The 20,415-nt window shown below is 61.9% G+C and carries 20 protein-coding genes and 1 tRNA gene; 10 read left to right on the forward strand and 11 right to left on the reverse strand.

Translation table 11 applies throughout. From position 1 onward, the window contains the following. Window positions 1-36 precede the first annotated feature (36 nt). Window positions 37-1,269: a biotin synthase BioB gene (bioB, locus tag EDF61_RS00985; protein WP_105657225.1), complete on the forward strand. Its 1,233-nt coding sequence runs from the start codon at window positions 37-39 to the stop codon at window positions 1,267-1,269. Window positions 1,270-1,291: 22 nt separating this feature from the next. Here the strand turns inward: bioB and map are convergent, their stop codons facing one another. Further along, window positions 1,292-2,074, reverse strand: a complete 783-nt coding sequence (map, locus tag EDF61_RS00990) for a type I methionyl aminopeptidase (RefSeq protein ID WP_105657224.1) — start codon at window positions 2,072-2,074, stop codon at window positions 1,292-1,294. A 46-nt stretch (window positions 2,075-2,120) separates the two neighbouring features. Here map and EDF61_RS00995 point away from each other — a divergent pair, with 46 nt between their 5' ends. The 5 genes from EDF61_RS00995 to EDF61_RS01015 all read left to right on the forward strand — a co-directional run bounded on the left by EDF61_RS00995 (window position 2,121) and on the right by EDF61_RS01015 (window position 5,240). Further along, on the forward strand, window positions 2,121-2,414 hold the full coding sequence (locus EDF61_RS00995) for a helix-turn-helix domain-containing protein (protein ID WP_105657223.1): 294 nt from the start codon (window positions 2,121-2,123) through the stop codon (window positions 2,412-2,414). A gap of 104 nt (window positions 2,415-2,518) precedes the next feature. Continuing rightward, window positions 2,519-2,845, forward strand: coding sequence for an ArsR/SmtB family transcription factor (locus EDF61_RS01000; protein ID WP_105657301.1), 327 nt, complete (start codon window positions 2,519-2,521; stop codon window positions 2,843-2,845). A gap of 16 nt (window positions 2,846-2,861) precedes the next feature. Then, on the forward strand, window positions 2,862-3,614 hold the full coding sequence (locus EDF61_RS01005) for an NADPH-dependent F420 reductase (RefSeq protein ID WP_286134163.1): 753 nt from the start codon (window positions 2,862-2,864) through the stop codon (window positions 3,612-3,614). A gap of 55 nt (window positions 3,615-3,669) precedes the next feature. Then, complete coding sequence (locus tag EDF61_RS01010; protein WP_105657221.1) at window positions 3,670-4,692, forward strand: LLM class flavin-dependent oxidoreductase; 1,023 nt, start codon at window positions 3,670-3,672, stop codon at window positions 4,690-4,692. Between the two features lie 110 nt (window positions 4,693-4,802). Continuing rightward, a complete protein-coding gene (locus EDF61_RS01015; protein ID WP_105657220.1) occupies window positions 4,803-5,240 on the forward strand; it encodes a 6,7-dimethyl-8-ribityllumazine synthase in 438 nt (145 codons plus the stop codon). Between the two features lie 96 nt (window positions 5,241-5,336). Here the strand turns inward: EDF61_RS01015 and EDF61_RS01020 are convergent, their stop codons facing one another. Next, window positions 5,337-5,993 (reverse strand): DUF6308 family protein, encoded by a 657-nt coding sequence (locus tag EDF61_RS01020; protein ID WP_105657219.1) that lies wholly within the window; start codon window positions 5,991-5,993, stop codon window positions 5,337-5,339. A 136-nt stretch (window positions 5,994-6,129) separates the two neighbouring features. On the opposite strand from EDF61_RS01020, the gene EDF61_RS01025 reads away from it, so the two are divergent. After that, a complete protein-coding gene (locus tag EDF61_RS01025; protein ID WP_013348303.1) occupies window positions 6,130-6,504 on the forward strand; it encodes a PH domain-containing protein in 375 nt (124 codons plus the stop codon). Window positions 6,505-6,548: 44 nt separating this feature from the next. Here EDF61_RS01025 and EDF61_RS01030 read toward each other — a convergent pair whose 3' ends face one another. The 5 genes from EDF61_RS01030 to EDF61_RS01050 all read right to left on the reverse strand — a co-directional run bounded on the left by EDF61_RS01030 (window position 6,549) and on the right by EDF61_RS01050 (window position 12,188). After that, entirely contained in the window at window positions 6,549-7,775 is a 1,227-nt protein-coding gene (locus EDF61_RS01030) for a glycerate kinase family protein (protein WP_105657218.1), read from the reverse strand. A gap of 58 nt (window positions 7,776-7,833) precedes the next feature. Further along, window positions 7,834-9,393, reverse strand: a complete 1,560-nt coding sequence (locus EDF61_RS01035; RefSeq protein WP_105657217.1) for an SLC13 family permease — start codon at window positions 9,391-9,393, stop codon at window positions 7,834-7,836. Beyond that, window positions 9,390-10,910 (reverse strand): ATP-binding protein, encoded by a 1,521-nt coding sequence (locus EDF61_RS01040; protein WP_133833005.1) that lies wholly within the window; start codon window positions 10,908-10,910, stop codon window positions 9,390-9,392. The genes EDF61_RS01035 and EDF61_RS01040 overlap by 4 nt, the downstream gene beginning before the upstream one ends. Further along, window positions 10,903-11,094, reverse strand: a complete 192-nt coding sequence (locus EDF61_RS01045) for a hypothetical protein (RefSeq protein WP_133833006.1) — start codon at window positions 11,092-11,094, stop codon at window positions 10,903-10,905. Before EDF61_RS01045 ends, EDF61_RS01040 begins: the two co-directional genes overlap by 8 nt. Before the next feature lie 284 nt (window positions 11,095-11,378). After that, window positions 11,379-12,188: a DUF4352 domain-containing protein gene (locus EDF61_RS01050; protein ID WP_166650651.1), complete on the reverse strand. Its 810-nt coding sequence runs from the start codon at window positions 12,186-12,188 to the stop codon at window positions 11,379-11,381. Window positions 12,189-12,524: 336 nt separating this feature from the next. Between EDF61_RS01050 and EDF61_RS01055 the strand changes: the two genes are divergently transcribed. After that, the gene (locus tag EDF61_RS01055) at window positions 12,525-13,352 is read left to right on the forward strand and encodes a hypothetical protein (RefSeq protein ID WP_105657214.1); all 828 of its coding nucleotides are present in this window, start codon (window positions 12,525-12,527) and stop codon (window positions 13,350-13,352) included. A gap of 162 nt (window positions 13,353-13,514) precedes the next feature. On the opposite strand, the gene EDF61_RS01060 is transcribed toward EDF61_RS01055, so the two are convergent. The 4 genes from EDF61_RS01060 to dusB all read right to left on the reverse strand — a co-directional run bounded on the left by EDF61_RS01060 (window position 13,515) and on the right by dusB (window position 18,076). Next, window positions 13,515-13,587 (reverse strand) — tRNA-Asn (locus tag EDF61_RS01060). Window positions 13,588-13,640: 53 nt separating this feature from the next. Then, the gene (dnaG, locus tag EDF61_RS01065; protein ID WP_105657213.1) at window positions 13,641-15,521 is read right to left on the reverse strand and encodes a DNA primase; all 1,881 of its coding nucleotides are present in this window, start codon (window positions 15,519-15,521) and stop codon (window positions 13,641-13,643) included. 9 nt (window positions 15,522-15,530) lie between these two features. Beyond that, window positions 15,531-16,814, reverse strand: coding sequence for a deoxyguanosinetriphosphate triphosphohydrolase (locus EDF61_RS01070; protein ID WP_105657212.1), 1,284 nt, complete (start codon window positions 16,812-16,814; stop codon window positions 15,531-15,533). 77 nt (window positions 16,815-16,891) lie between these two features. Next, window positions 16,892-18,076 carry a tRNA dihydrouridine synthase DusB gene (gene dusB / locus EDF61_RS01075; RefSeq protein WP_105657211.1) on the reverse strand — a complete coding sequence of 395 codons (1,185 nt, stop codon included), beginning with the start codon at window positions 18,074-18,076 and terminating at the stop codon, window positions 16,892-16,894. 103 nt (window positions 18,077-18,179) lie between these two features. Between dusB and EDF61_RS01080 the strand changes: the two genes are divergently transcribed. Together EDF61_RS01080 and EDF61_RS01085 are read left to right on the forward strand one after the other, a co-directional pair. After that, the gene (locus EDF61_RS01080; protein ID WP_133833007.1) at window positions 18,180-18,644 is read left to right on the forward strand and encodes a hypothetical protein; all 465 of its coding nucleotides are present in this window, start codon (window positions 18,180-18,182) and stop codon (window positions 18,642-18,644) included. Next, entirely contained in the window at window positions 18,644-20,290 is a 1,647-nt protein-coding gene (locus EDF61_RS01085; RefSeq protein WP_105657209.1) for a DUF5671 domain-containing protein, read from the forward strand. Before EDF61_RS01080 ends, EDF61_RS01085 begins: the two co-directional genes overlap by 1 nt. Window positions 20,291-20,415 lie beyond the last annotated feature (125 nt).

Below are 20,415 nucleotides of genomic sequence, written 5' to 3' on the forward strand. Positions count from 1 at the left end.
CTTGGCAGGCAGCCATCCAACCAGGCGAAGGAACCCATGAGCATCCACGCGCAGCGCACCGACACCGCAGATTTCACCGAGCTGGCCGCACGCATCTCCGCTGGCCACCAGCTCACCGCAGCAGAGGCCCTCGGGCTGCTGGCCACCAGCGACGCGCAGACGTCGGCACTGGTCAGTGCGGCCGGGGTGCTGCGGCGCAAGCATTTCGGCAACACCGTGAAGGTCAACTACCTGGTCAACCTGAAGTCCGGCTTGTGCCCCGAGGACTGCACCTACTGTTCCCAGCGTCTGGGCTCCAAGGCCGAAATCCTGAAATACACCTGGCTCAAGCCCGGCGAAGCGGTGCGCCAGGCAGGTTTGGGCATCGCCGGCGGCGCCTCGCGGGTCTGCATGGTCGCCTCCGGCAAGGGACCCACGGACCGCGATGTGGAACGCGTCGCGGACATGATCGGCGCATTGAAGGAAGCGCATCCGCAGGTCGAGGTCTGCGCCTGCATCGGCATCCTGAAGCAGGGGCAGGCCCAGCGGCTCAAGGAGGCCGGTGCCGACGCCTACAACCACAACCTGAATACGGCCGAGTCCCTCTACCCGGAAATCTGCAGCACCCACAGCTTCGCCGAGCGCGTCTCCACCGTCCAGCAGTCCAGGTCAGCCGGCCTCTCCCCCTGCTCGGGGCTCATCGTTGGACTGGGCGAAACACCCGAGCAGCTGGTCGAGGCGATCTTCGCCTTGCGCGCACTGGAGGCCGATTCCATTCCGGTGAACTTCTTGATGCCTTTCGACGGCACTCCGCTGGAAGGCACCTGGAACCTGACCCCGCGCGCCTGCCTGCGGATCCTGGCCGTAGTGCGGCTAGCCTGCCCGGACAAGGAAATCCGGATGGCCGGCGGACGCGAAATGCACCTGCGTTCCTTGCAGGCCAATGCCCTGGAAGTGGCCAATTCGCTGTTTCTCGGCGACTATCTGACCAGCGAAGGGCAGGATGCGAAAGCCGACCTGGCGATGATTGCCGACGCGGGGTTCGTGGTGCTGGGCCAAGAAGGCCAGGACCCGGCGCAGCTGGCCAGGACGCTGCGCGAAGCCGCCGGCCATGCTTCGCGCCAGCCGGAGGATGCGGGCAACGCCGGGGCCAGCGGGTGCAGCGGATCGTGCTGCACCTCCGTTGCTTCCCCGGCCTGCGGCAGCGCCTCCTCGGGCTGCGGCACCGGCAGTGCCGAACCGGTGCTCCGCCGCCGCGGCGCCGGCACCGGGGAAAGCCCGAACGCCTGATCGCCGCCATGCCGGCCTCTGCCTATGCCGAGAGGTCGGTGGGCAGGGTGAGAATCTCCGCGCCAGTTTCCGTGATGGCAATGGTGTGCTCGGTGTGCGCCGTGCGGCAGCCGGTGGCGCTGCGCAGGGTCCAGCCATCGCGGTCGGTCACCAGCTTGCTGGTATCGGCCATGACCCACGGTTCGATGGCCAGCAGAAGACCGGGACGCAGCGTGTACCCGCGTCCGCGGCGGCCATCGTTGGAAACGTGAGGATCCTGATGCATGGTGCTGCCGATGCCGTGGCCGCCGAATTCCATGTTGACCTTGTACCCTTCGGCGGTCAGCACCGATCCGATGGCGAAGGACAGGTCGCCGATCTTGGCTCCGGGACGCGCCTCGGCGATAGCCGCAGCCAGGGCGCGCTGCGTGGTCTCGATCATCTTCAGGTCTTCTGCACGCGCAGCCGTGCCGACAATGAAGCTGATCGCCGCGTCGGAGGCGATGCCTTTCAAGGTGACGGCCAGATCCAGGGTGAGCAAGTCGCCATCGGCCAGCTGGTAGTCGCGAGGCAGTCCATGGAGCACCGCATCGTTGACTCCCGTGCAGATGTAATGGCCGAAGGGGCCGCTGCCGAAGGACGGGGCGTAGTCGAGGTAGCAGGAGACCGCGCCGGCCTCCTCGATCATTTCCTTGGTCCAGGCGTCGATTTCCAAGAGATTGGTGCCGACCTGCACGCGGTGCTTGAGCGTATTGAGGATGTTTCCGACAAGGCGTCCGGTCTCGCGGGCGCGCTCTACTTCGCTGGCTGTGAGAATCTCGATCATTCCAATTACTATACCGGTATTTTAATACCGGTATAATGGTCTCATTATGGTCAGACTGCCGCTTACCGCCCGGGAAATCGAACAGGGCAAGAACCTCGGCGCGCTGCTTCGGCAGGCACGCGGCGAACGAACAATCCTCGACGTCGCGATCCAAGCCGGCCTCTCCCCCGAAACCCTGCGGAAAATCGAAACCGGCCGCGTCGCCACTCCCGCTTTTTCCACCATCGCCGCTGTCGCGGCCGCGCTGAGCCTATCGCTCGATGAGATCTGGTCAACCATCAACTCGCAGAATACCTGCGGCTCTCCAGCGCTTCACCCCTCACAGCTATCGCACCGCTAATTCGCAGGGCCTGATCCCTTCTGCATGTACATGTTGACGCGTACATAACTAGTATGTACACTTTTTTGCGTACATGCACGCCTTTCGGAGTTAAGGAAATGAACGTGGCAAGCCGCCTCACTCGACCTCTAACCATTCCCTCCGAAGAGGAAATGGACCTATTCGAAATCATGGCCGCTCTGGCCGATCCGGTCAGGCGCGCCATCATCGCTCACATTGGCGCAACCCCCGGTGGCGCGTGCAGCAGCTCGGACTTTGGTGTCTCAAAGTCGGCACTCACCCGGCACTGGCGCATCCTCAGGGAATCCGGCTTGATCAGGCAAGAGGTTGATGGCACCCGGCACCGCAACTGGTTGCGCACCGAAGAACTGGATCATCGATTCCCTGGACTCATGGATACGGTTCGCCAGGAACTTGCCCGCACCACATAAAATTCTTCACCCTTAGATACCTCATCGACCACAAGATAAGAATTCGGAGCAACCCATGAGCACAACCAAGATCGGGATTATCGGTAGCGGAAATATCGGCCAGGCCATTGCTCGCCTAGCTGTGGCCGCTGGCGCCACCGTGGCCATCGCGAACTCACGCGGCACCGCCTCGCTCGCCGACGTGGTGGAAGAACTCGGCGACAACGCGCACGCGGCAACCGTTGCTGAAGCCGCTGAATATGGCGATATCGTCGTGTTGGCCATCCCGCTGTCGGCTTATTCGGACCTTCCAACCCAGGTGCTTGCCAACAAGACGGTCCTATCCACCGGCAACTACTACCCATCCCGCGACGGGCGCATAGAAGTTCTCGATTCCTTGAAGTCCACTACTGCGCAATTGGAAGCATCGCTCCTTCCCGGCGCCCGCATCACCAAAGCCTTCAACAACATCGTGGCGCATCACATCCCGCTTCTGGTCAATTCAGCTCCGAGGACCGCGTTGCCAATATATGGCGATGACCTTGCTGCCAAGACCGAAGTGCTGGAACTTGTCCAAGCGTTGGGCTTCGACACGGTCAATGCCGGAACCTTGGCTGATTCGTGGCGCGCCGAGCCCGAATCCGGTGGCTACACTCACGTCTACGCCCAAGATCCCGCTAATTTCTACTCCGCGCACCTTGCCGATCGCGGTCAGCCAGTGACTATCGCGCAGCTCGAAGAGGCGCTCGCCACTGCGCATCGAGCCGGCGTCGCCGCCCGCCAGTTCTAGCAGACCACGAGGCTAGGACTGGAATAACCATTCGAGACTACTTGTTGCCTCAAGCATGAAGAACATCGGATTCTTGTCCTTCGGCCACTGGACCGACCACCCGCAATCAGGCACCCGCACCGCCTCCGATGCCCTGCTGCAGGCCATCGATCTGGCGGTCGCCGCCGAGGAGCTCGGCGCGGACGGCGCCTATTTCCGCGTGCACCACTTCGCCCAGCAATACGCCTCCCCGTTCCCGCTGCTGGCTGCCATCGGCGCGCGAACCAGCCGCATCGAGATCGGTACCGGCGTCATCGACATGCGCTACGAGAACCCGCTGTACATGGCTGAGGATGCAGGCTCCGCCGACCTGATTTCCAATCGCCGCCTGCAGCTGGGCATCAGCCGTGGTTCGCCCGAGCAGGTCATTGACGGCTGGCGCCACTTCGGCTTCGAGCCGCGCGAGGGCGAATCGGATGCCGATATGGGCCGCCGGCATACCGAGCGCCTGCTCGAGGTGCTTTCCGGGGAAGGCTTCGCCGAGCCTAGCCCGAACCCGATGTTCCCCAATCCCCCGGGCCTGCTGCGCATCGAGCCGCATTCGGACACCTTGCGCGAACGCATCTGGTGGGGTTCCGGATCCAATGCCACTGCAGTGTGGGCCGCGAAGCTGGGCATGAACCTGCAGAGCTCCACGCTCAAGGACGATGAATCGGGCAAGCCCTTCCACGTCCAGCAGGCCGAGCAGATCCAGCTCTACCGCGACGCCTGGAAGGAAGCCGGCCACTCACGCGAACCGCGCGTCTCGGTGAGCCGCAGCATCTTCGCACTGACCGATGAGCGCGACTGGCAGTACTTCGGCCGTGACCGCTACAGCTCGGACCAGATCGGCAACATCGATGAGAAGACCCGTGCGGTCTTCGGCAAGTCCTATGCCGGGGAACCAGATGAACTGGCCAAGAAGCTGGCCGAAGACGAAGCCATCGCCGCGGCGGATACGCTCCTTCTCACCGTTCCAAACCAGTTGGGCGTGGACTACAACGCCCACGTCATCGAATCAGTGCTCAAGCACGTGGCCCCGCTGATGGGCTGGCGCTGAACCGGCTCATTCGTTACGCGGATCCCTTCCCCATTTATTCCATTGAGACCCACGCCACTAGGCTAGATCAAAAGACTTAGACATTTGCACGCAGAATCAGGGAGCAACTCATGAGCAAGCCATTGAACGTCGCCTTCATCAAGGCCAGCTGGCATGCGGATATCGTCGACCAGGCCCTGGCCGGCTTCAAGGCCGAGATGGATTCTTCCGGGCAGGAATACACCATCAATGTCGTCAGCGTACCCGGCGCCTACGAAATGCCATTGCAGGCCCAGCGCCTGGCGAAGACCGGCAAGTACGATGCAGTGGTAGCCGCAGCCCTCGTGGTTGACGGCGGCATCTACCGCCACGACTTCGTTGCCCAGGCGGTAGTGGACGGCTTGATGCGGGTCCAGCTGGATACCGATGTACCTACTTTCTCGGTCAGCCTGACCCCGCACCACTTCCACTCGAATGATGAGCACCAGGGCTTCTACTTCGAGCATTTCCTGAAGAAGGGCGCCGAGGCGGCACGCGCGGTTCAGGCCGTGGCGGCTATCGAGCTCTAGGGAATACGCGAAAAACAGGCGTGCTGCCTTGAACGCCGTTGTCAACGGTCAAGGCAGCACGCCTGAGCCGATTCTGGGCCAAGCCCTAGGCGCGATTTACGAATGCCTTATTTCGCGCTTTCCTTGCTTCCATAATGCAATATCCAAAACTCGTAATAACGACAAGTGAGGTTGGCCAGCCTCAGCCCTGATCGCTCTGAGCTTGTCTACAAATTCCGCGGCCTCGGAGGAACCGTCGTGGAAGGCTGAGTACCAAACGATCCACTGTTCTCCACTGCCTTTGATCCCGGCAACTGCTTCGACAACCGAATCGTAAACCGGAATCAAGTCCGGCCGCTTGCGAGCCATGATCTTGCTTGCCGTGGTTTGTCCAACCTTCCAAGGGTCTTCATGTTGCCGTAGAAGCGACCACAATTTATCCGCAGGCGATCCCTCAGCGAGATATTTCTCGAATGATTCTGGTGTCAAATTCTCAAACTTCAAGTCCTGCGGAATCTGGGACAGCAATTCGCTGATTTGCTCGGCTAGCGTTTCGAGGATTCCCAAGGAAGCCTGCGCTGGCACGTCAACGGAGAGCATCGATACCGCCACCAAGTCGGTCGCAGTGATTCGATGTGGATCAGTATCGACACCTTCACCCAGAGTTTCAAAGCGCGATCCAGAATACTTGGGCCGACCGTTTCCCATGGTCCCGAAATAGTCCCTTACATCTTCTACCGCAGTGCTGAAGTCTACTTTTGATCGAAGTTGCATTTACACTGACCCCCATTATTGGTTGAAGATTTGATTATTTCACCGTACCTGAAAGTACCGACAAGTTGGGCTCTCAGCCACGATTCGGGAAATTAGTCGTCGCCTATTTGTCCCTCATCCTTCGTACGCTCTTTACATGATTGATTTCAATAATTCCTCTGTCTTCAAATTGGGCCCATGGGACCTTTCACAAGTCGCACCGGAGATCGTACCCATGATGGTCACTGGCGAAGAGCTACTAAGCGCTTTCAAGGGTGCACGCGACTACGTGGTCTTCAGCAACAAGCGACTCATCGCCGTCAATGTGCAAGGCATGACCGGCAAAAAGCGGGATTACACCTCGTTACCGTATTCGAAAGTCCAGTCGTTCTCCGTTGAAACAGCTGGAACCTTCGATCTGGATGCGGAGCTGGACCTGTGGTTCAGCGGGTTGGGCAAAGTTCGTCTGGAGTTCAAGGGCAAAGTTGATGTCCGGGCCCTCTCTCAGCTCATCGCCTCCTACGTGCTCTAGCAAGGCAGCACGCTTGTTCCTATTCAGGGCGCGACCGCTGGCTGCTACCAAGCCTCGCGCGGGCTGAGCCGGGCTGCTGCCATTGATGCACCCAGGATGATGGTGCGCATGAAGCGTTCGGCCGCTTCGATCAGCAGCCGCTCCCCGTCATCCACTGCTTCTTGCAGCGTCATCGGGATCGGCATGATCGAGGCAATGGCGTCAATTCCGATATCGTGCACGTCTCGGCAGCCGCGGCCCAGAGTTCCTGCCAAGGCCACTACCGGCACCCCATGCAGCGCCGCGCGCCGTGCTACCTCCGCCGGCACCTTGCCCTTGGGCGTCTGGAAGTCGATGGCGCCTTCTGCGGTGATGACCAGATCCGCTCCGCGCAGCATCGAGTCCAGATCGATGCCGGCCAAGCCCGAGTCCAGGATCGCCTCGAAGCGAGGCAAGAGCACCGCCCCCACCGCCGCCAAGCCAGCACCCAGCCCGCCCGAAGCACCCGTCCCCGGGGCCAAAGCGAAATCCGTTGAGCGCGAGGACTCCAACGCATCGCGGCGCAGGATCGAGGCCCAGCGTTCGAAACCTGCTGACATGATTTCGACCTGTTCCGGAGTTGCCCCCTTCTGCGGACCAAAAACGCGGGCCACTCCGCGCGGGCCGGTCAGCACATTGTGCGGGTTCAGCGCCATGGTGATCCGGACATTCCCGGCAGCCAGGGCCGGGTGCAGGCCGGACAGATCCAACCGGTCCACCGATCCGAGGTAGTTGCCGCCGGCCTTGACCTCATGGCCGCTGGCATCAAGGATTCGTGCACCCAGCGCCTGCAATGCACCCATGCCTCCATCCGAGGTACCCGAGTCGCCGCAGCCCACGAGGATCTTGGAGGCCCCGGCATCAATGGCGGCCGCGATCAGCTCGCCCACACCGTAGCTGGTGGTGGTTCCCGGATCCCGCTGGTCGCGGGGAACCAGCCGCAGGCCCGCAGCGGCGGCCGTTTCGACGACTGCCGTTCCGGCCGCTTCGCCACCGAGCATGGCGTAGTGGGACTCGACTTGCTGGCCGACCGGACCGGTGACTGCCATTGGCACCAGGTGGCCGCCGGTAGCGCACGCCAGGGTTTCTGCGGTGCCTTCGCCGCCATCGGCGATGGGCACTGCCTTGACCGTGGCTCCGGGCAAGGCCCGGCGAACCCCGGCGCCGATGGCCGCCGCGACTGCCGCCGCGTCGAGGGATTCCTTGAATCCGGAAGGGGCTACCAGGATGCGTTGTGGAAGTGCGTGTGCCATGATTCGTTGTCCTTTTCAGTGAGGATGAATGCGATGAGATGTGAAGCTATGAGGTGGTTCAGAGGAACAGCGGCAGTCCCATGGCCGGCCAGATCCAGAAGGCGAAGACCAGGACCAGCAGGACCATGAGCGGTCCGAGCACCGCGCTCAGGCGCAGCAGGTCTGCCGGCTTATAGGTTTCGATGCCCTCGATCTCGGAGAACAGGTTCACCGGCTTCGCGCTGCTGGTCAGGGTGTGGCAGAAACCGGCGGCGGCGGTGGAAGCCAGGGCAATGGCTACCGCGTTGACCCCGACGCCCGGGGCCAGCGAGACCACCAGCGGAATCAGCACCGCTGAGCGGGCCGAACGGGACTGGATGACCAGATGCGCCGCGGCAGAGACCACCACCACGAGGACGGTGAAGACCCAGGGTGCGGCAGCGCCGAGCTGCTCGACAGGGCCAAGCACCTTGCGGGCCAGCCATTCGGCGGCTCCGCTTCCGGCGAGCGCCGTGCCCAGGGTGAGGGTCGCGGCCATGAAGATGAGCATCGACCACGGCACCGCCTTCAATGCCTTGGCCAGGCCTACAGAGCCATATCCCGGGCTGGCTACCAGCAATGAACCAAGCAGGGCCACGATGGCGGGATGGAGCTGGTGCAGGGGCTCGGTGCACCAGAGCACCACCACGGCCGAGACCAGCAGCGCTGCCCTGGATTGCCCCACCGTGAGCGGGCCCGAGAGCGGCACCGGCGAATACTGCTGCAGCCGCTCGATGCCCACCGCCAGCGGTTCTGCGCGGTCCTCCTTGCGGGTGAACATCCACAGCACCAGTTCGGCGCACAGATGGGAGGAAACGAAAGCCAGCGGCAATCCGTAGACCAGCCAGCCGGCGAAGGAGAATCCTTCATGGCCCGCGGTGGCGAGGATCTGGCTGGTGATCAAGTGCGCTCCGGCTCCCAGATAGGATGCCACGGCCGAAAGCAGGATAACCGAGGGGAAAACCAGGGACAGGGCCAGGACGATGCGGCGGCGATCCGCCAGCGCCTTGGCCAGGGCAATGAAGACCGGAATGGCCAGGGCCGCGCGCCCGGAAGTGGACGGCACCGCGAATGCGGTAGCGACCAGCACCCCGGTGGTCAGGTGGATCAGCTGCCGCGGGGTGTTCGCCCCTGCGGCTATCCATGCTGCGGCGCGGGTAGCCAGTCCCGTGGCGGTGATCCCCGCCGCGATCACGAAGGCGGCCAGCAAGAGCCAAATGGTGTCTTCTCCCAGCGAGGAGAACAGTTCGGCTTCGGGCAGCACGCCCATGAGCACCAGCACCACTGCTGCGCCCAAGGCGATAAAGGTATCGCCTACTGGCGAGAAGACCCAGAGCCAGATGGCCAAGGCGAAGACCGCCAGGGTCAGGGCCCCTTGTGCCGGCAATGCCTGCGCTGTCCCCGCATCTGGGCCGAAGGCTCCGTAGGCGCACCAGCCGAGAAAGCCCAGCAAGACCAGTGCGGCGATGATTCGCGCTGCGTTCTGCTTGCTCCACCGGTTTCGTACCGCACCGTCGTTGCCCTGTTCCGCGGCCTGGTCCGTGGACCGCTGGGCGGTGTAGCGGAATCCCGAGCGTGGCGCAGTTGGCTTGATGCTCATGACTCACCGCCCAGGCTGCTGGCCATGGATTGGGCGAATTCTTCTTCGCAGCGGATGCCTTGTCCGGCATCAGCTTGCGGGAGGGAAAATCCGAAACTGGTCCCGTTGCCGTTTCCGGATTCCACCCAGGCCGTGCCGCCGTGGGCTTGCGCGACCGCTTTCACCACGGCCAAGCCCAAGCCCATGCCGGATCCCTGCTGGCCGGCTTCCGGGGCACTGCGATAGTTTTCCAGCAGGGCACGGGCCTGGTCCGGGTCCAACGCCGGTCCATCGTTGGCAACCCAGAAGCTGGCCATGCCCTTTGCTGCGGCAGAACCGATCCGGATGCTTTCTCCATCCTCGGTATGCGCGACGGCATTTTGAATCAGTTGGTGCATGGCCTGGGCAACGCGCAGCGGATCCAGCCACGCCTGGGCCTTGGCAGACTCGGCTATGCGGAATCGGCGGTCCGGGTAGGCGCCCGGGCGGGCGGCTGCCGCGGCAACGTCCGCCGTGACTTCGCCGACGGGCACCATTCGGCGCTGGATGAAGTCCGGGTCCGAGCTTTGCGCCAGCAATTCCAGGTCGGCAAGCGTCTGCCCCATCAGCGAAATGTGCGCCTGCGCGGTGCTGATGATCCTGCCGCGTTGCTTCCGGGGCACCTCTTCCTCGTTGAGCTTCTGCAAGGCAGCTGCCATCTTGCGTTGCGGGCTTCCCAGGTGCTCTCGTGCTTCGGCGATGAAGTGGCGTTGGGCCAGATGCGAAGCTTCAACCCGGTCAAGCATCGCATTCAGTGTCCTGGCCAGCTGCGCCAAGTCGTCGCGTCCTTCAACCGGAACGCGGGCCGAGAGGTCATTGGCGCTAATCGAGGCGGCGGTTTCGCTCATGGTGCGGATGGGACGCATGATCTGCCCAGCTGCCAACCAGGCGATCCCCGCGGTCAAGGCCAGTCCCCCGGCGGCCACGCCGAAGAGCATGGTTGCCTGCCGGTTGGCTTCTTCCTGGGCCCCGCCAATGAAGTGCGCGACGACCAGATGGGCTTGGTGCCCCGCCCCGCTGGCTCCGGAGGCATCCTTGGCCTCGGCCTTCGCCCAGCGAACCGTCCCGTGGTTGCTCTCCAGGATTCCGGAGGTCTTCGCGTCATCGAGAATACGGCCCAGGAGCACGGGGTCATCAGCCAGCCAGGTCCCGGCCTGGTTGGCTGCGGTGCCTGCGGTGAGCACCCGTCCATTGGCCTGCGCGAGAATCGCTTCGCCGGCCATCGGCTGCTGGCGGGCCAGATAGCGTTCCATCAATTCACCGATCGAGGAAAACGGGCGAGCTGTCTTCGGGTCCAGTCCCTCGGCGGCGAAGGTCCGGAACTCCTCGATTTCCTGCGCGATGCCCACGTTGGCAGCTTCGGCTACTTGGCCGGACATGATCGAACGCATCGAAACCGTTACGGCCAGCAGGGCCAGTGCAGTAGTGAGCACGATCCACCCGACAATGCGCAACCGTGCCGACACCGTTGATCCCTGGTGCTCATGGATATCAGCCATTGGCGATCAGCTCCTCAGCTTGCGCTTGTGCAGCAGCGGGCTCGGGAGCCGGTGAGAGCTGGACAATGATTGGCTGCTGATGCGGGATGGGCGGATTGGCCTTGTCGGCAAGTGCCTGGCTGGCACCGGCCAGTCCCGCTGGCACGGCCAACACCATGAGGATGAGAAGTATGCGGCGATTCATGCTTTGAACATTAAAAGACCCTTGTGAGGAGCGCATTAGGCGGTGGTGAGAGGATTATGGCGCGTCCATGAGAAGCAAATGAGAGCGAGCGAATCGCCCCGGGTTCTCGCGTATTTCCGAGGTCCGGCAGCGCGGGGAATTCCTTGAAAATTTTTCCGATCTTCCTATTTTCGGTGTTCATGTTGTGGTCGCAATCCGCGAGCTGCGGGCTTCCTCGCCGCCAGGGCAAAAGAAAAGAGGTTCCGCCACCCCTGATGGGATAGCGGAACCTCTGCGAATTCGAGCTACTTCGCAGCCCAGAGCACCGAGTCGTCAGTGAACGAGAGCGTTTCGCTCATGCGGATTTTCGCATCTGCCACGGCCTCGGCCGGCACGTCGAAGACCACCTGGTAGCTTCCCTTCCCGCCCTTGGCCAAGGTAGGAACGTCCATGCCCGGCTTGGCGGTGATCGCAGTCGCGCTGCTGGTGCTGTAGATGCTTGCATCCGAGCCCACCAGCTCTGGATTAAGGTCCAGCCATGCGTCGCCTTCTTCTTCTCCGTTGTAGACAACAGAAAGGTCCACGAGGACATACTGGCCTTCGGCCTCCTGGTTGAACTCATTTGCCTTGGCGATCTGTGCGCCGGCATCCAGGTTCACCGCACTGACATTGACCGAATACTCGCCAACAGCAGCGGCCTGCCCCAAGGCCAATACCTGTGTTTCGTCTTCGGCTTGCTCGATGATCTCAGCCGGTGCCGCCACTTCGCCGTCGGAAGCGTCGGCAATGCCGTTGGCGACCTCGTCGATCGCCTTCACATAGGCTGCCTGGGTGGCGAACACAAGAACGATGGCTACGATGGCGATGATGCTCGATGCAACGCCCAAGCCCTTGCTGCCACGGCGCTTGGAAGCGACAATGAGCGAGACGATGCCCAGTACCAGAGCAATGAAACCGAGCACGGCGGCAAAGTTGTTGACGATCGGTACCCAGCACAGGGCCAATGCAACGATGGCCACGACCAGGGCCGCAATGCCCAGGCCCTTGCCAGCTGAGCTCTTGGCAGGCGGTGCCGGTGGCACCATGTTCGGATCGACCGGATTTTGTACGGACATGAAAGCTTCCTTCGAGTGAAGACGGCGCCACGCTGGCGCCGAGGCGGATATCAGCCCAAGCGGATGAGGACTTCGGCCGAAAAGAGTCTTTGTTGACTCTTCAAGAATCATGCCAGTGCCTACGACAATTTAGCTTGTCCCGGATTCGGCTCCAGCCGAGCTGCCCAAGGCAGCTGCAGTTTCCGGAAGCCAAGTGCGGGCGATTGACGTGCACCATTCAGGTGTTCCAGCAGGTGCATCTGGCCCGCGGACCGATGCCTGCGATTCTCCCGGGAATTTTCCTGCGCTAGGCGGGCCCGTTGGCAAAACCTGGGTGATTCATTACAGAATGCACTTATGGCCACTTCCCTTGAACACTCCCCGGGCCGCAGTACATTGCGCTATGTGCGCCTCATGCTGCTCGCGGTGCCCCTGCTCCTTGTCGTTGCCATCGTCATCTATGGCATTGCCAACCAGCGCATTGAAGACTCCCTGAGTTCCTATTACCTGGGTCCAGCACGGGACTTGTTCGTTGCGATGCTGGTGACTACCGGAGTGCTGCTGGTGGTTTACACCGGAGACGAGCTGGAGGACTATGCACTGAATTTGGCCGGCTTCTACGCCATGTTCGTCGCCTTGGTTCCCACCAAGCTGGGTGAAACGCTGGCGCAGCTGCCCCTGGGCGAGCAGAGGCGGCTCATCTTCTCCGTGCAGGTATCGGTTATTGCGGTTCTCGTCGTCAGCTCGGTATTCATCTGGCTGGGAATCAGGACTAGCCGCGCTCCGCACCGCGCGCTGTTCCACAGCACCGCGACCAAAGCGCTCGGTTTGCTGAGCACCCTGCTCCTGGTCGGCTTTGTCCTGCTGCTGCTGTGGCGGACCGTTGAAGGCAAGCAGTTCGCCGGCGTGCATGCCAGCGCTGCATTCCTGCTGATCTTCTCCATGGGCATCGCCATCGCCAGCCACCTGGACCACAAGCCGCTGTGCGCGATGGACACCAGCGGAGGCAAGAAGCTGCACTACGCAATCATCCTGGTGCTGATGCTCATCGGATTGATTGCCTGGCCGATCCTGCTGGCCGCGGGCATCCAGGAGGCCCTATTCATTGTCGAATGGTTCGAGATCAGCCTTTTCTCGTATTTCTGGTATCTGGAATCCCGGCGCTTATGGAACCCGGCTGCCTGAATCCGCTAGGCAAAAAACCCGCCGCTGGTCCAGCAACTGGCCCCTGCTACCTAACTCGGCTTTTTCCTGGCGAGGCTAGTCAGGACTAGGTGCCAGAATTCCGGTTTCAGGCGAAAATAAAAGGTTCCGACTCGCGAATGCGAGCCGGAACCTTCTTGTAAGCTCCTCCAACTGGACTTGAACCAGTAACCCTTCGATTAACAGTCGAATGCTCTGCCAATTGAGCTATGGAGGATTGCAACGAGATATAACTTTACCCAAGATTCCCGCGAATGCAAAATCGGGATCCTAGGTTCCGCGAAGGATCCTCCGGCGCATCTCCAGTTCCATCAGTTCCCGGTTGATCTGGGCATATTCTTCACCCTCGGGTGCCATTTCAGCACGCTGCAAGCGGCCGATCAGCTCAGCCTTGCGGTGTGTGATTTGAAGCTCAATCAAGCCGTTGATGATATCGGCGCAGTAGCGGTTCAGGCTATGTTCGTCAGATGCCGGAATGCTGGTCACTGCGAGTTCTGAAACGAAGCTGCGCAACTGCTCGGGGACTTCGTCGCGAATGACTTCAACCCAGGAGGTCGCCGAAGCGCCTGCGCTGGACGCGGCAACGACGCCATCGTGGACAGCAGAGTGCGCCGGGGCCAGGAAGCGAGCCTCGTAGAACGCCTGCCATTGCTCGTCCTTCAACCGCTGCGGCTGCTGGATCACCACTTCCAGGGCCTGTCGTTCAAGGCGCATCACCGGGTCGCGGTGATCCGGGCGTTCAAAGGCCGCCGCCGGGATTGCCTGTTCAGCCTCCCCCGGTTGCGGGTGTGGTGCCTGCAGGTCGGCGTTCTTCGGCAACCGGGCGCGTTTGATGGAGGCGCCCACCGAGCGGTTGACGTCCTCATTATTCATTCCCAGCCAGCCGGCAAGCTCACGGGCATATGCCGGACGAATGGCCGAGTCGCGGATCTGCGCAACGATCGGAGCGGTCTGGCGCAAGGCCTGGACACGTCCTTCAACGGTGTTCAGATTGAATTTCTTCAATTCGGCACGGATGGCGAATTCAAACAGCGGACGCTTGAGCTCGATGAGCTCGCGTACAGCTTCGTCTCCGCGGTGCAAACGCAAGTCGCACGGGTCAGCACCGGTTGGTTCAACACAAACGTAAGTCTGGGCAATAAATCGCTGGTCTTCTTCGAAGGCGCGCAGCGCGGCCTTCTGGCCTGCGGCGTCACCATCGAAGGTGAAGACGACTTCGCCACCGGTGCCGTCATCCTGCAGCAGGCGACGGGCAATCTTGATGTGGTCCGTGCCGAAAGCGGTACCGCAGGTGGCCACCGCGGTGGTGATGCCAGCCAGATGGCAGGCCATCACGTCGGTGTAGCCTTCCACCACAACGATCTGGCGGCTCTTGGAAATCTGCTTCTTGGCCAGGTCCAGGCCATAGAGGACCTGGGATTTCTTGTAGAGCTGGGTCTCCGGGGTGTTCAGATACTTCGGGCCCTGGTCATCCTCGTAGAGCTTGCGTGCACCGAAGCCGATGGTGGCACCAGACAGGTCGCGGATCGGCCACATGACACGTCCTCGGAATCGGTCATAGATTCCGCGATTGCCCTCGGAGAACATGCCCGTCAGCTTCAGCTCATCATCAACGAAGCCCTTGGAGCGCAGGTGCTTGAGCAGCGAATCCCAGCCCTTGGGCGCATAGCCCACGGAGAATTGGGCTGTGACTTCCTGGTCAAAACCGCGACCGGCAAGGAACTCGCGGCCGGCGGCTCCTTCCTCGGTAGCCAGCTGCGCGCGGAAGAATTCCTCGGCGACCTTGTGCGCGTCGACCAGGCGCTGGCGCTTGCCGTAGTCTTCGCGGCGCGGTCCCGGTCCCCCGTCTTCATAGCGAAGCTCGTAATTGATCCGGGCAGCCAGAAGTTCCACAGTTTCGGTGAACGAGGAGTGGTCCATTTTCTGGATGAAGGCGATCACGTCGCCGGACTCGCCACAGCCAAAGCAGTGGAAGGTTCCTAGCTGCGGGCGAATATGGAAGGACGGACTGCGTTCGTCGTGAAAAGGGCACAGGCCCTTGAACGAGCCAATGCCCGCGGATTTGAGCGTGACATAGGATTCGACGACCTCACGGAGGTCGGTGCGGTTACGCACCTCGTCGATATCTTCACGCTTGATCAGCCCTGCCATGATTCCCTTCTAGAACAACTTTGCGTCAGGGGCTTCGCCCTTGACCAGATACGAGTGCCATTCGGTGGCTGAGACGTCAGTGAGCGAGGCGACCTGGTCAATCACCACACGCAGCTGGGCCGCTTCATCAGCGGCGTCTTCCCAGTCAGCTGCGAAGATCGGCTCCAGATTATCCCGGCCCGTTTCACAGAGCAGTTCGACCAGCTCGGTCAGCAGCGTGCGCTGATCCAGATAGAGCGGCTGGCGCACTTCCGAAGCCATCACGTAGCTGGCCGCGATGCCCTTCATCACGGCAATCTCGTGCTCGGTTTCCTCGGGCACAATCAGGTTCGCGTTATAGCGGGTGAGCTTGCCTTCCCCGAAGCGTGCCCGGGTGGCATCCATTGCGGCGGCGGCGAAGCGGCCAATGAATTGGCTGGTCATGTCCTTCAGCGCCGCCATGGAACGCCGTGAGCCGTCAAAATGCGAAACCCACTCATCGCTGATTTCCAGGCGGCGCAACGCCGCGTCGATGTCGGCCTCCCCAGTGGTCGGCAAGTACCAGTCCTTGGTCACCTGCAACGCGCGCTCGCGCTGCAGATCCTGCTTGAGCCAACGCAGTTGCAGCTTGCCGCCGACAATTGCGTCTTCCACGTCATGGACCGAGTAGGAAATGTCATCAGCCAAGTCCATGACCTGGCCTTCCATGCAGACTGCTCCGGCGGTGGCTTCCGGGACATTGCGCAACCAGTTGAAGACGGTGGCGTCATCCTCGTAGACACCGAACTTCTTGGTTTTCTTGCCGTTGACCTCTGGCGCATCGGTTTTGAGCCACGGGTACTTGCACGCTGCATCCAGGGAGGCCCGCGAAAGATTCAACCCGGCCGAATGCCCGTTGTGCCGGAAGGTCTTGGTTTCCAAGCGAGTGAGCAAACGCAAGGTCTGGGCATTGCCCTCGAATCCGCCTATGTCCTTGGCTGCCTTGTCCAGCGCCTTCTCGCCGTTGTGGCCAAAGGGCGGATGACCCAGGTCGTGCGCCAAGCAGGCGGTGTCGACAACATCCGGATCGCAGCCAAGGGCCGCACCGAGCTCGCGGCCCACCTGGGCCACTTCCAATGAGTGGGTGAGCCGGTTGCGCACGAAGTCATTCTGGTTCGGTGCCACTACCTGGGTCTTGGCGCTCAAACGGCGCAAGGCGGAGGAATGCAGCACGCGGGCACGGTCCCGCTCAAAGGCAGTACGGTAGGACTTCTTCGCTGGTTCAGGCACCCACCGCTGCTGGTCGGCTTCGGTATATCCGGGGATCTGAGTCATAGTTCCTAGTCTAGTAACTCTTTGCCGGCATTGAGGAGTTATCCACTAGTGGCGTAGCCGTGGCTATCCCGGGGTGGCTAGCCGCCGGAGATATCCAGCTCGGCGGCCTTGATCATTTCGCGGTGGGCATCGCTCATCACGCGGTTATCCAGCCAGCCGTCGGGGACGTGCGTCTTCTTCGGGTGGCCCGCACGTCCGCGGGTGCCTTCTGCGGCAACCCCCGGGTACGGCAGGTCCAGATCCAGCTGGTCCAGCAGTTCGCGCAGCACTGCCAGGGATGGCACCTGGGCCAGCTGCGAGCGGATTTCGCCGCCTACCGGGTAGCCCTTGAAGTACCAGGCAATGTGCTTGCGGATATCGCGCATGCCCTTGCCCTCGTCCTCGAAGAATTCGGCCAGCAGTTCGCCATGGCGGTATACGGTGTCGGCGACCTTGCGCACGCCCGGGCGGAAACGGTCTTCACGGCCCTCGAAGGCCGCCTGCAGGTCGCCGAAAATCCATGGCCGGCCCTGGCAGCCACGGCCTACCATGACGCCGGCGGCACCGGTCTGCTCAACCATTTCAATGGCATCCTCGGCACTGAAGATATCGCCGTTGCCCAGCACCGGCATGTCATCCATGGCTTCGCGCAAGGTCGTGATCGCGTCCCAGTCGGAGTGCCCCGCGTAGTACTGGCCGGCGGTGCGCGCGTGCAAGGTGACTGCGGCCGCACCGTGGTCCCGGGCAATTTTCGCTGATTCCAGGTAGGTCAGGTGGTCCTTGTCGATGCCGATGCGCATCTTCACGGTCAGCGGGATATCGCCCTTGGCGGCCTCTGAGGTCGCGGCTTCGATGATGGAGGTGTAGAGATCCGACTTCCAGGGCAGGGCCGAGCCGCCGCCCTTGCGGGTGACCTTTGGAACTGGGCAGCCGAAGTTCAGGTCAACGTGGTCCGCCAGGTTTTCGTCAACCACCATGCGCACGGCAGCGCGCACGGTGCCGGGGTCCACGCCGTAGATCTGGATGGAGCGGATCTCCTCGTCGGGATCGTGGGAGATGATGCGCAAGGATTCGGGGTTGCGTTCCACCAGTGCCCGGGCGGTCACCATTTCGGTCACGTACAGCCCGCCGCCATATTCGCGGCAGAGGCGGCGGAAGGCGCGGTTGGTCACCCCAGCCATCGGAGCAAGAACCACCGGGGTATCAATGGTCAGCTTGCCCAGCTGCAATGGAGGCAGCTTGAGGGTCGGGGTGTTGGTTGGCGCATCAGTCAGGGTCGTCACCCATCCATTATCCCGCACGAACGCAAAACAGTAACTGAGATCTTCATCAAATCTTGATGCCGAGGCGCTGGATTATTGTCCTGATGTGGACCAAAATGATGCAATGACAAGTAAATTTTCGGCGGCGCGGGTGGTTCTGCTGGCCCTTGCCGCCGCCATTGTGGCTTTGGTTATAGCCGCATTGCTCGTGGTTTCGCTGCGTTCGGCACCAGAGGTCCACGGGGAGAACACTCCGGAAGGGGTCGTGCAAAGATATCTGATGGCTTTCGAGGCCGAGGATTTGCCGGCCATGCAGGGCTACACCGTTGAAGGCCAATCCAGGACGCTGTGCTCTCCCGAACCCTATGCCCCGCAGCCGCTTGATGTGCAGCTGCTGCGCAGCAGCGTCGAGGAGTCCAGTGCTACCGTGCGCACCAGGTTCAATACCCGCGACGCCCAATTCCTGCCCTTGGGGAATCTGTCCTCATATGAAGAGGCGTTCGAGCTGCGCAAGATCGATGGAGCATGGCTGATTGACCGCATGCCGTGGCAGGTCGGCCTGTGCACCGCCGAGGAGATGGGTTACTGATGGCCGCAACCGCCCCGGCGTTCCACGTGCAAAGCAGCAGCGTGCTGCGTCCAGTGATCCTCCACGGCTTGCTGTTCGTGCTGTTGATGGTCTCGGCTACGGGCTTGTCTACGCTCTTTACCGCGCTCTTCCATGGTTTCGATTCCTTGCTGGTCAGCACCGAGCAGCTGGCGATGGCCTTCACCTTCACCCTGGTTGGAATCCCCTTGGCCTGGCTGTTGTGGCGTTCCATCCGCAAGCGCTTGGCCCGGCCGTCGGCCTTCGACTCAGCCATCTGGTCCTTGCAGGCCTCGGCCGCGTACCTTGCCACCCTGGCTGCCAGCAGCTGCGCCGCGCTGGCGTTCCTGGCGGGACTTGTTTCCGCAGCCCGCGACGGTGCATGGCAGTCGACGCTGGCGGTGGCCTTGGGCTGGGGCACGGTGTGCGCCTGGCAGCACCGCCAAATCACTTCATCGCGTACGGCACCGCGGCAATTCGCCCAGCTGGCGGCCACCGCGGGAAATTACTTCAGCATGGTGCTCTTCGCGCTTTCGCTGATTGCCACGCTGACGGTCGCGTTGGAAATCCTGGTCGTGCCGGAAAACACGCTGGTGGGCCCCACCGGCATGCCGAATCTGCTGATGGCGCTGGTCTGGCTGGCAGGTTCCTCGGCCCTGTGGTTCTGGCATTGGAAACTGCGCAGAGTCCAGAAGATGTCCAATCTCCTGAACAGCGTCCTGCTGGTTGTATTGGGCCTGGCCGCACCGGCGTTGGCGTTCCTGCTGGCGATCGCCGAGCTGGTTTCCTGGGTGTGGCCGCAGGCATGGACGGCGCAGGAACGCACCGAGCTGTTCCTCGACGGCGGTCCAAGCCTGCTGGCCATCATTGTGGCGGCCGCGGTTCTCTGGATTTACCACCAGTCCCAGCTGCGTTCCGGGCTGCACCCTGCCGCCGTGGTTGGCGCAGCGCACCTGGCGCTGAGCGGTGTCAGCCTGGCCGTGCTGGCTACCGGGCTGGGCATGGTGGTCAATGCGCTCTTCGCAGCACTCGGGTCCAGCGTCTCGGTGGGCTACTCCGCGGGTTTGCTGGGCCATGGTCTCGGCTTGCTCGCCTTCGGAGCCGCCGCATGGCTTTGGTACTTCAAGCCCTGGAAGCCCTTCCCGGCAGACTCGCGCAGCGCCTATTTGGTCCTGTTCTTCGGAGCCAGTTCCGTCGTCGCGCTGGTTTCCCTGCTGGTCTTCGGGTACCGGATTTTCGAGTTCTACCTGGAACCCGATTCTCGTCTTGATTCCCTCCTGGACACCGTTCGCGGCACGCTGGGCTGGCTGGTTGCGACCGCTGCCGTGGCCGGCTACCACTTTGCGCTGTGGCGTTCGGATAAGGATTCCAGAGCCGGTTCTTCCGGAGAATCCATTGCCTCTCAGGGGGCGATAACACGTCGAGCAGTGGTAATCGTTGGCCCGGCGGCTTCCGAGCCGATGGCGGCTCAGCTCAAAGCGCGCCCGGAGCTAGCGGTGACGTGGATGGCTTCGTCCGGCCCTGCATTGGACGACCGGGCCGAGGTGTCGGTGCTGGCGCGCATCGAGGAATACCTGGCAACTCATCATGATTCCTTCATGGTTCTTGCCGAAGCTGACGGGTCGGTGCGTTTTATCAATCTCGCCTAGTCGGAACGCATTCAGCACCAATTTGTAAATAGGTGCGTCTATTGTGACTTATTTTGCCCTAAACTAAAAACATCATGGTAGTGTGACTTTTTGTGCTCGCGATTCAGTGAGTGTTCCCTAATTAC

Origin of the sequence: Arthrobacter sp. JUb115 (assembly GCF_004365035.1) — a bacterium.
In the GTDB taxonomy this organism is placed as follows: Bacteria; Actinomycetota; Actinomycetes; order Actinomycetales; family Micrococcaceae; genus Glutamicibacter.

Coding starts and splice junctions, on each gene's coding strand:
- EDF61_RS01070 (WP_105657212.1), bottom strand. CDS start 16,814: ATGACTCAGATCCCCGGATATACCGAAGCCGACCAGCAGCGGTGGGTG.
- EDF61_RS01080 (WP_133833007.1), top strand. CDS start 18,180: ATGACAAGTAAATTTTCGGCGGCGCGGGTGGTTCTGCTGGCCCTTGCC.
- map (WP_105657224.1), bottom strand. CDS start 2,074: ATGATCGAGATTCTCACAGCCAGCGAAGTAGAGCGCGCCCGCGAGACC.
- EDF61_RS01045 (WP_133833006.1), bottom strand. CDS start 11,094: ATGAATCGCCGCATACTTCTCATCCTCATGGTGTTGGCCGTGCCAGCG.
- EDF61_RS01055 (WP_105657214.1), top strand. CDS start 12,525: ATGGCCACTTCCCTTGAACACTCCCCGGGCCGCAGTACATTGCGCTAT.
- EDF61_RS01010 (WP_105657221.1), top strand. CDS start 3,670: ATGAAGAACATCGGATTCTTGTCCTTCGGCCACTGGACCGACCACCCG.
- EDF61_RS01035 (WP_105657217.1), bottom strand. CDS start 9,393: ATGAGCATCAAGCCAACTGCGCCACGCTCGGGATTCCGCTACACCGCC.
- bioB (WP_105657225.1), top strand. CDS start 37: ATGAGCATCCACGCGCAGCGCACCGACACCGCAGATTTCACCGAGCTG.
- EDF61_RS01030 (WP_105657218.1), bottom strand. CDS start 7,775: ATGGCACACGCACTTCCACAACGCATCCTGGTAGCCCCTTCCGGATTC.
- EDF61_RS01040 (WP_133833005.1), bottom strand. CDS start 10,910: ATGGCTGATATCCATGAGCACCAGGGATCAACGGTGTCGGCACGGTTG.
- EDF61_RS01050 (WP_166650651.1), bottom strand. CDS start 12,188: ATGTCCGTACAAAATCCGGTCGATCCGAACATGGTGCCACCGGCACCG.
- EDF61_RS00995 (WP_105657223.1), top strand. CDS start 2,121: ATGGTCAGACTGCCGCTTACCGCCCGGGAAATCGAACAGGGCAAGAAC.
- EDF61_RS01020 (WP_105657219.1), bottom strand. CDS start 5,993: ATGCAACTTCGATCAAAAGTAGACTTCAGCACTGCGGTAGAAGATGTA.
- dnaG (WP_105657213.1), bottom strand. CDS start 15,521: ATGGCAGGGCTGATCAAGCGTGAAGATATCGACGAGGTGCGTAACCGC.
- EDF61_RS01015 (WP_105657220.1), top strand. CDS start 4,803: ATGAGCAAGCCATTGAACGTCGCCTTCATCAAGGCCAGCTGGCATGCG.
- EDF61_RS01025 (WP_013348303.1), top strand. CDS start 6,130: ATGATTGATTTCAATAATTCCTCTGTCTTCAAATTGGGCCCATGGGAC.
- EDF61_RS01085 (WP_105657209.1), top strand. CDS start 18,644: ATGGCCGCAACCGCCCCGGCGTTCCACGTGCAAAGCAGCAGCGTGCTG.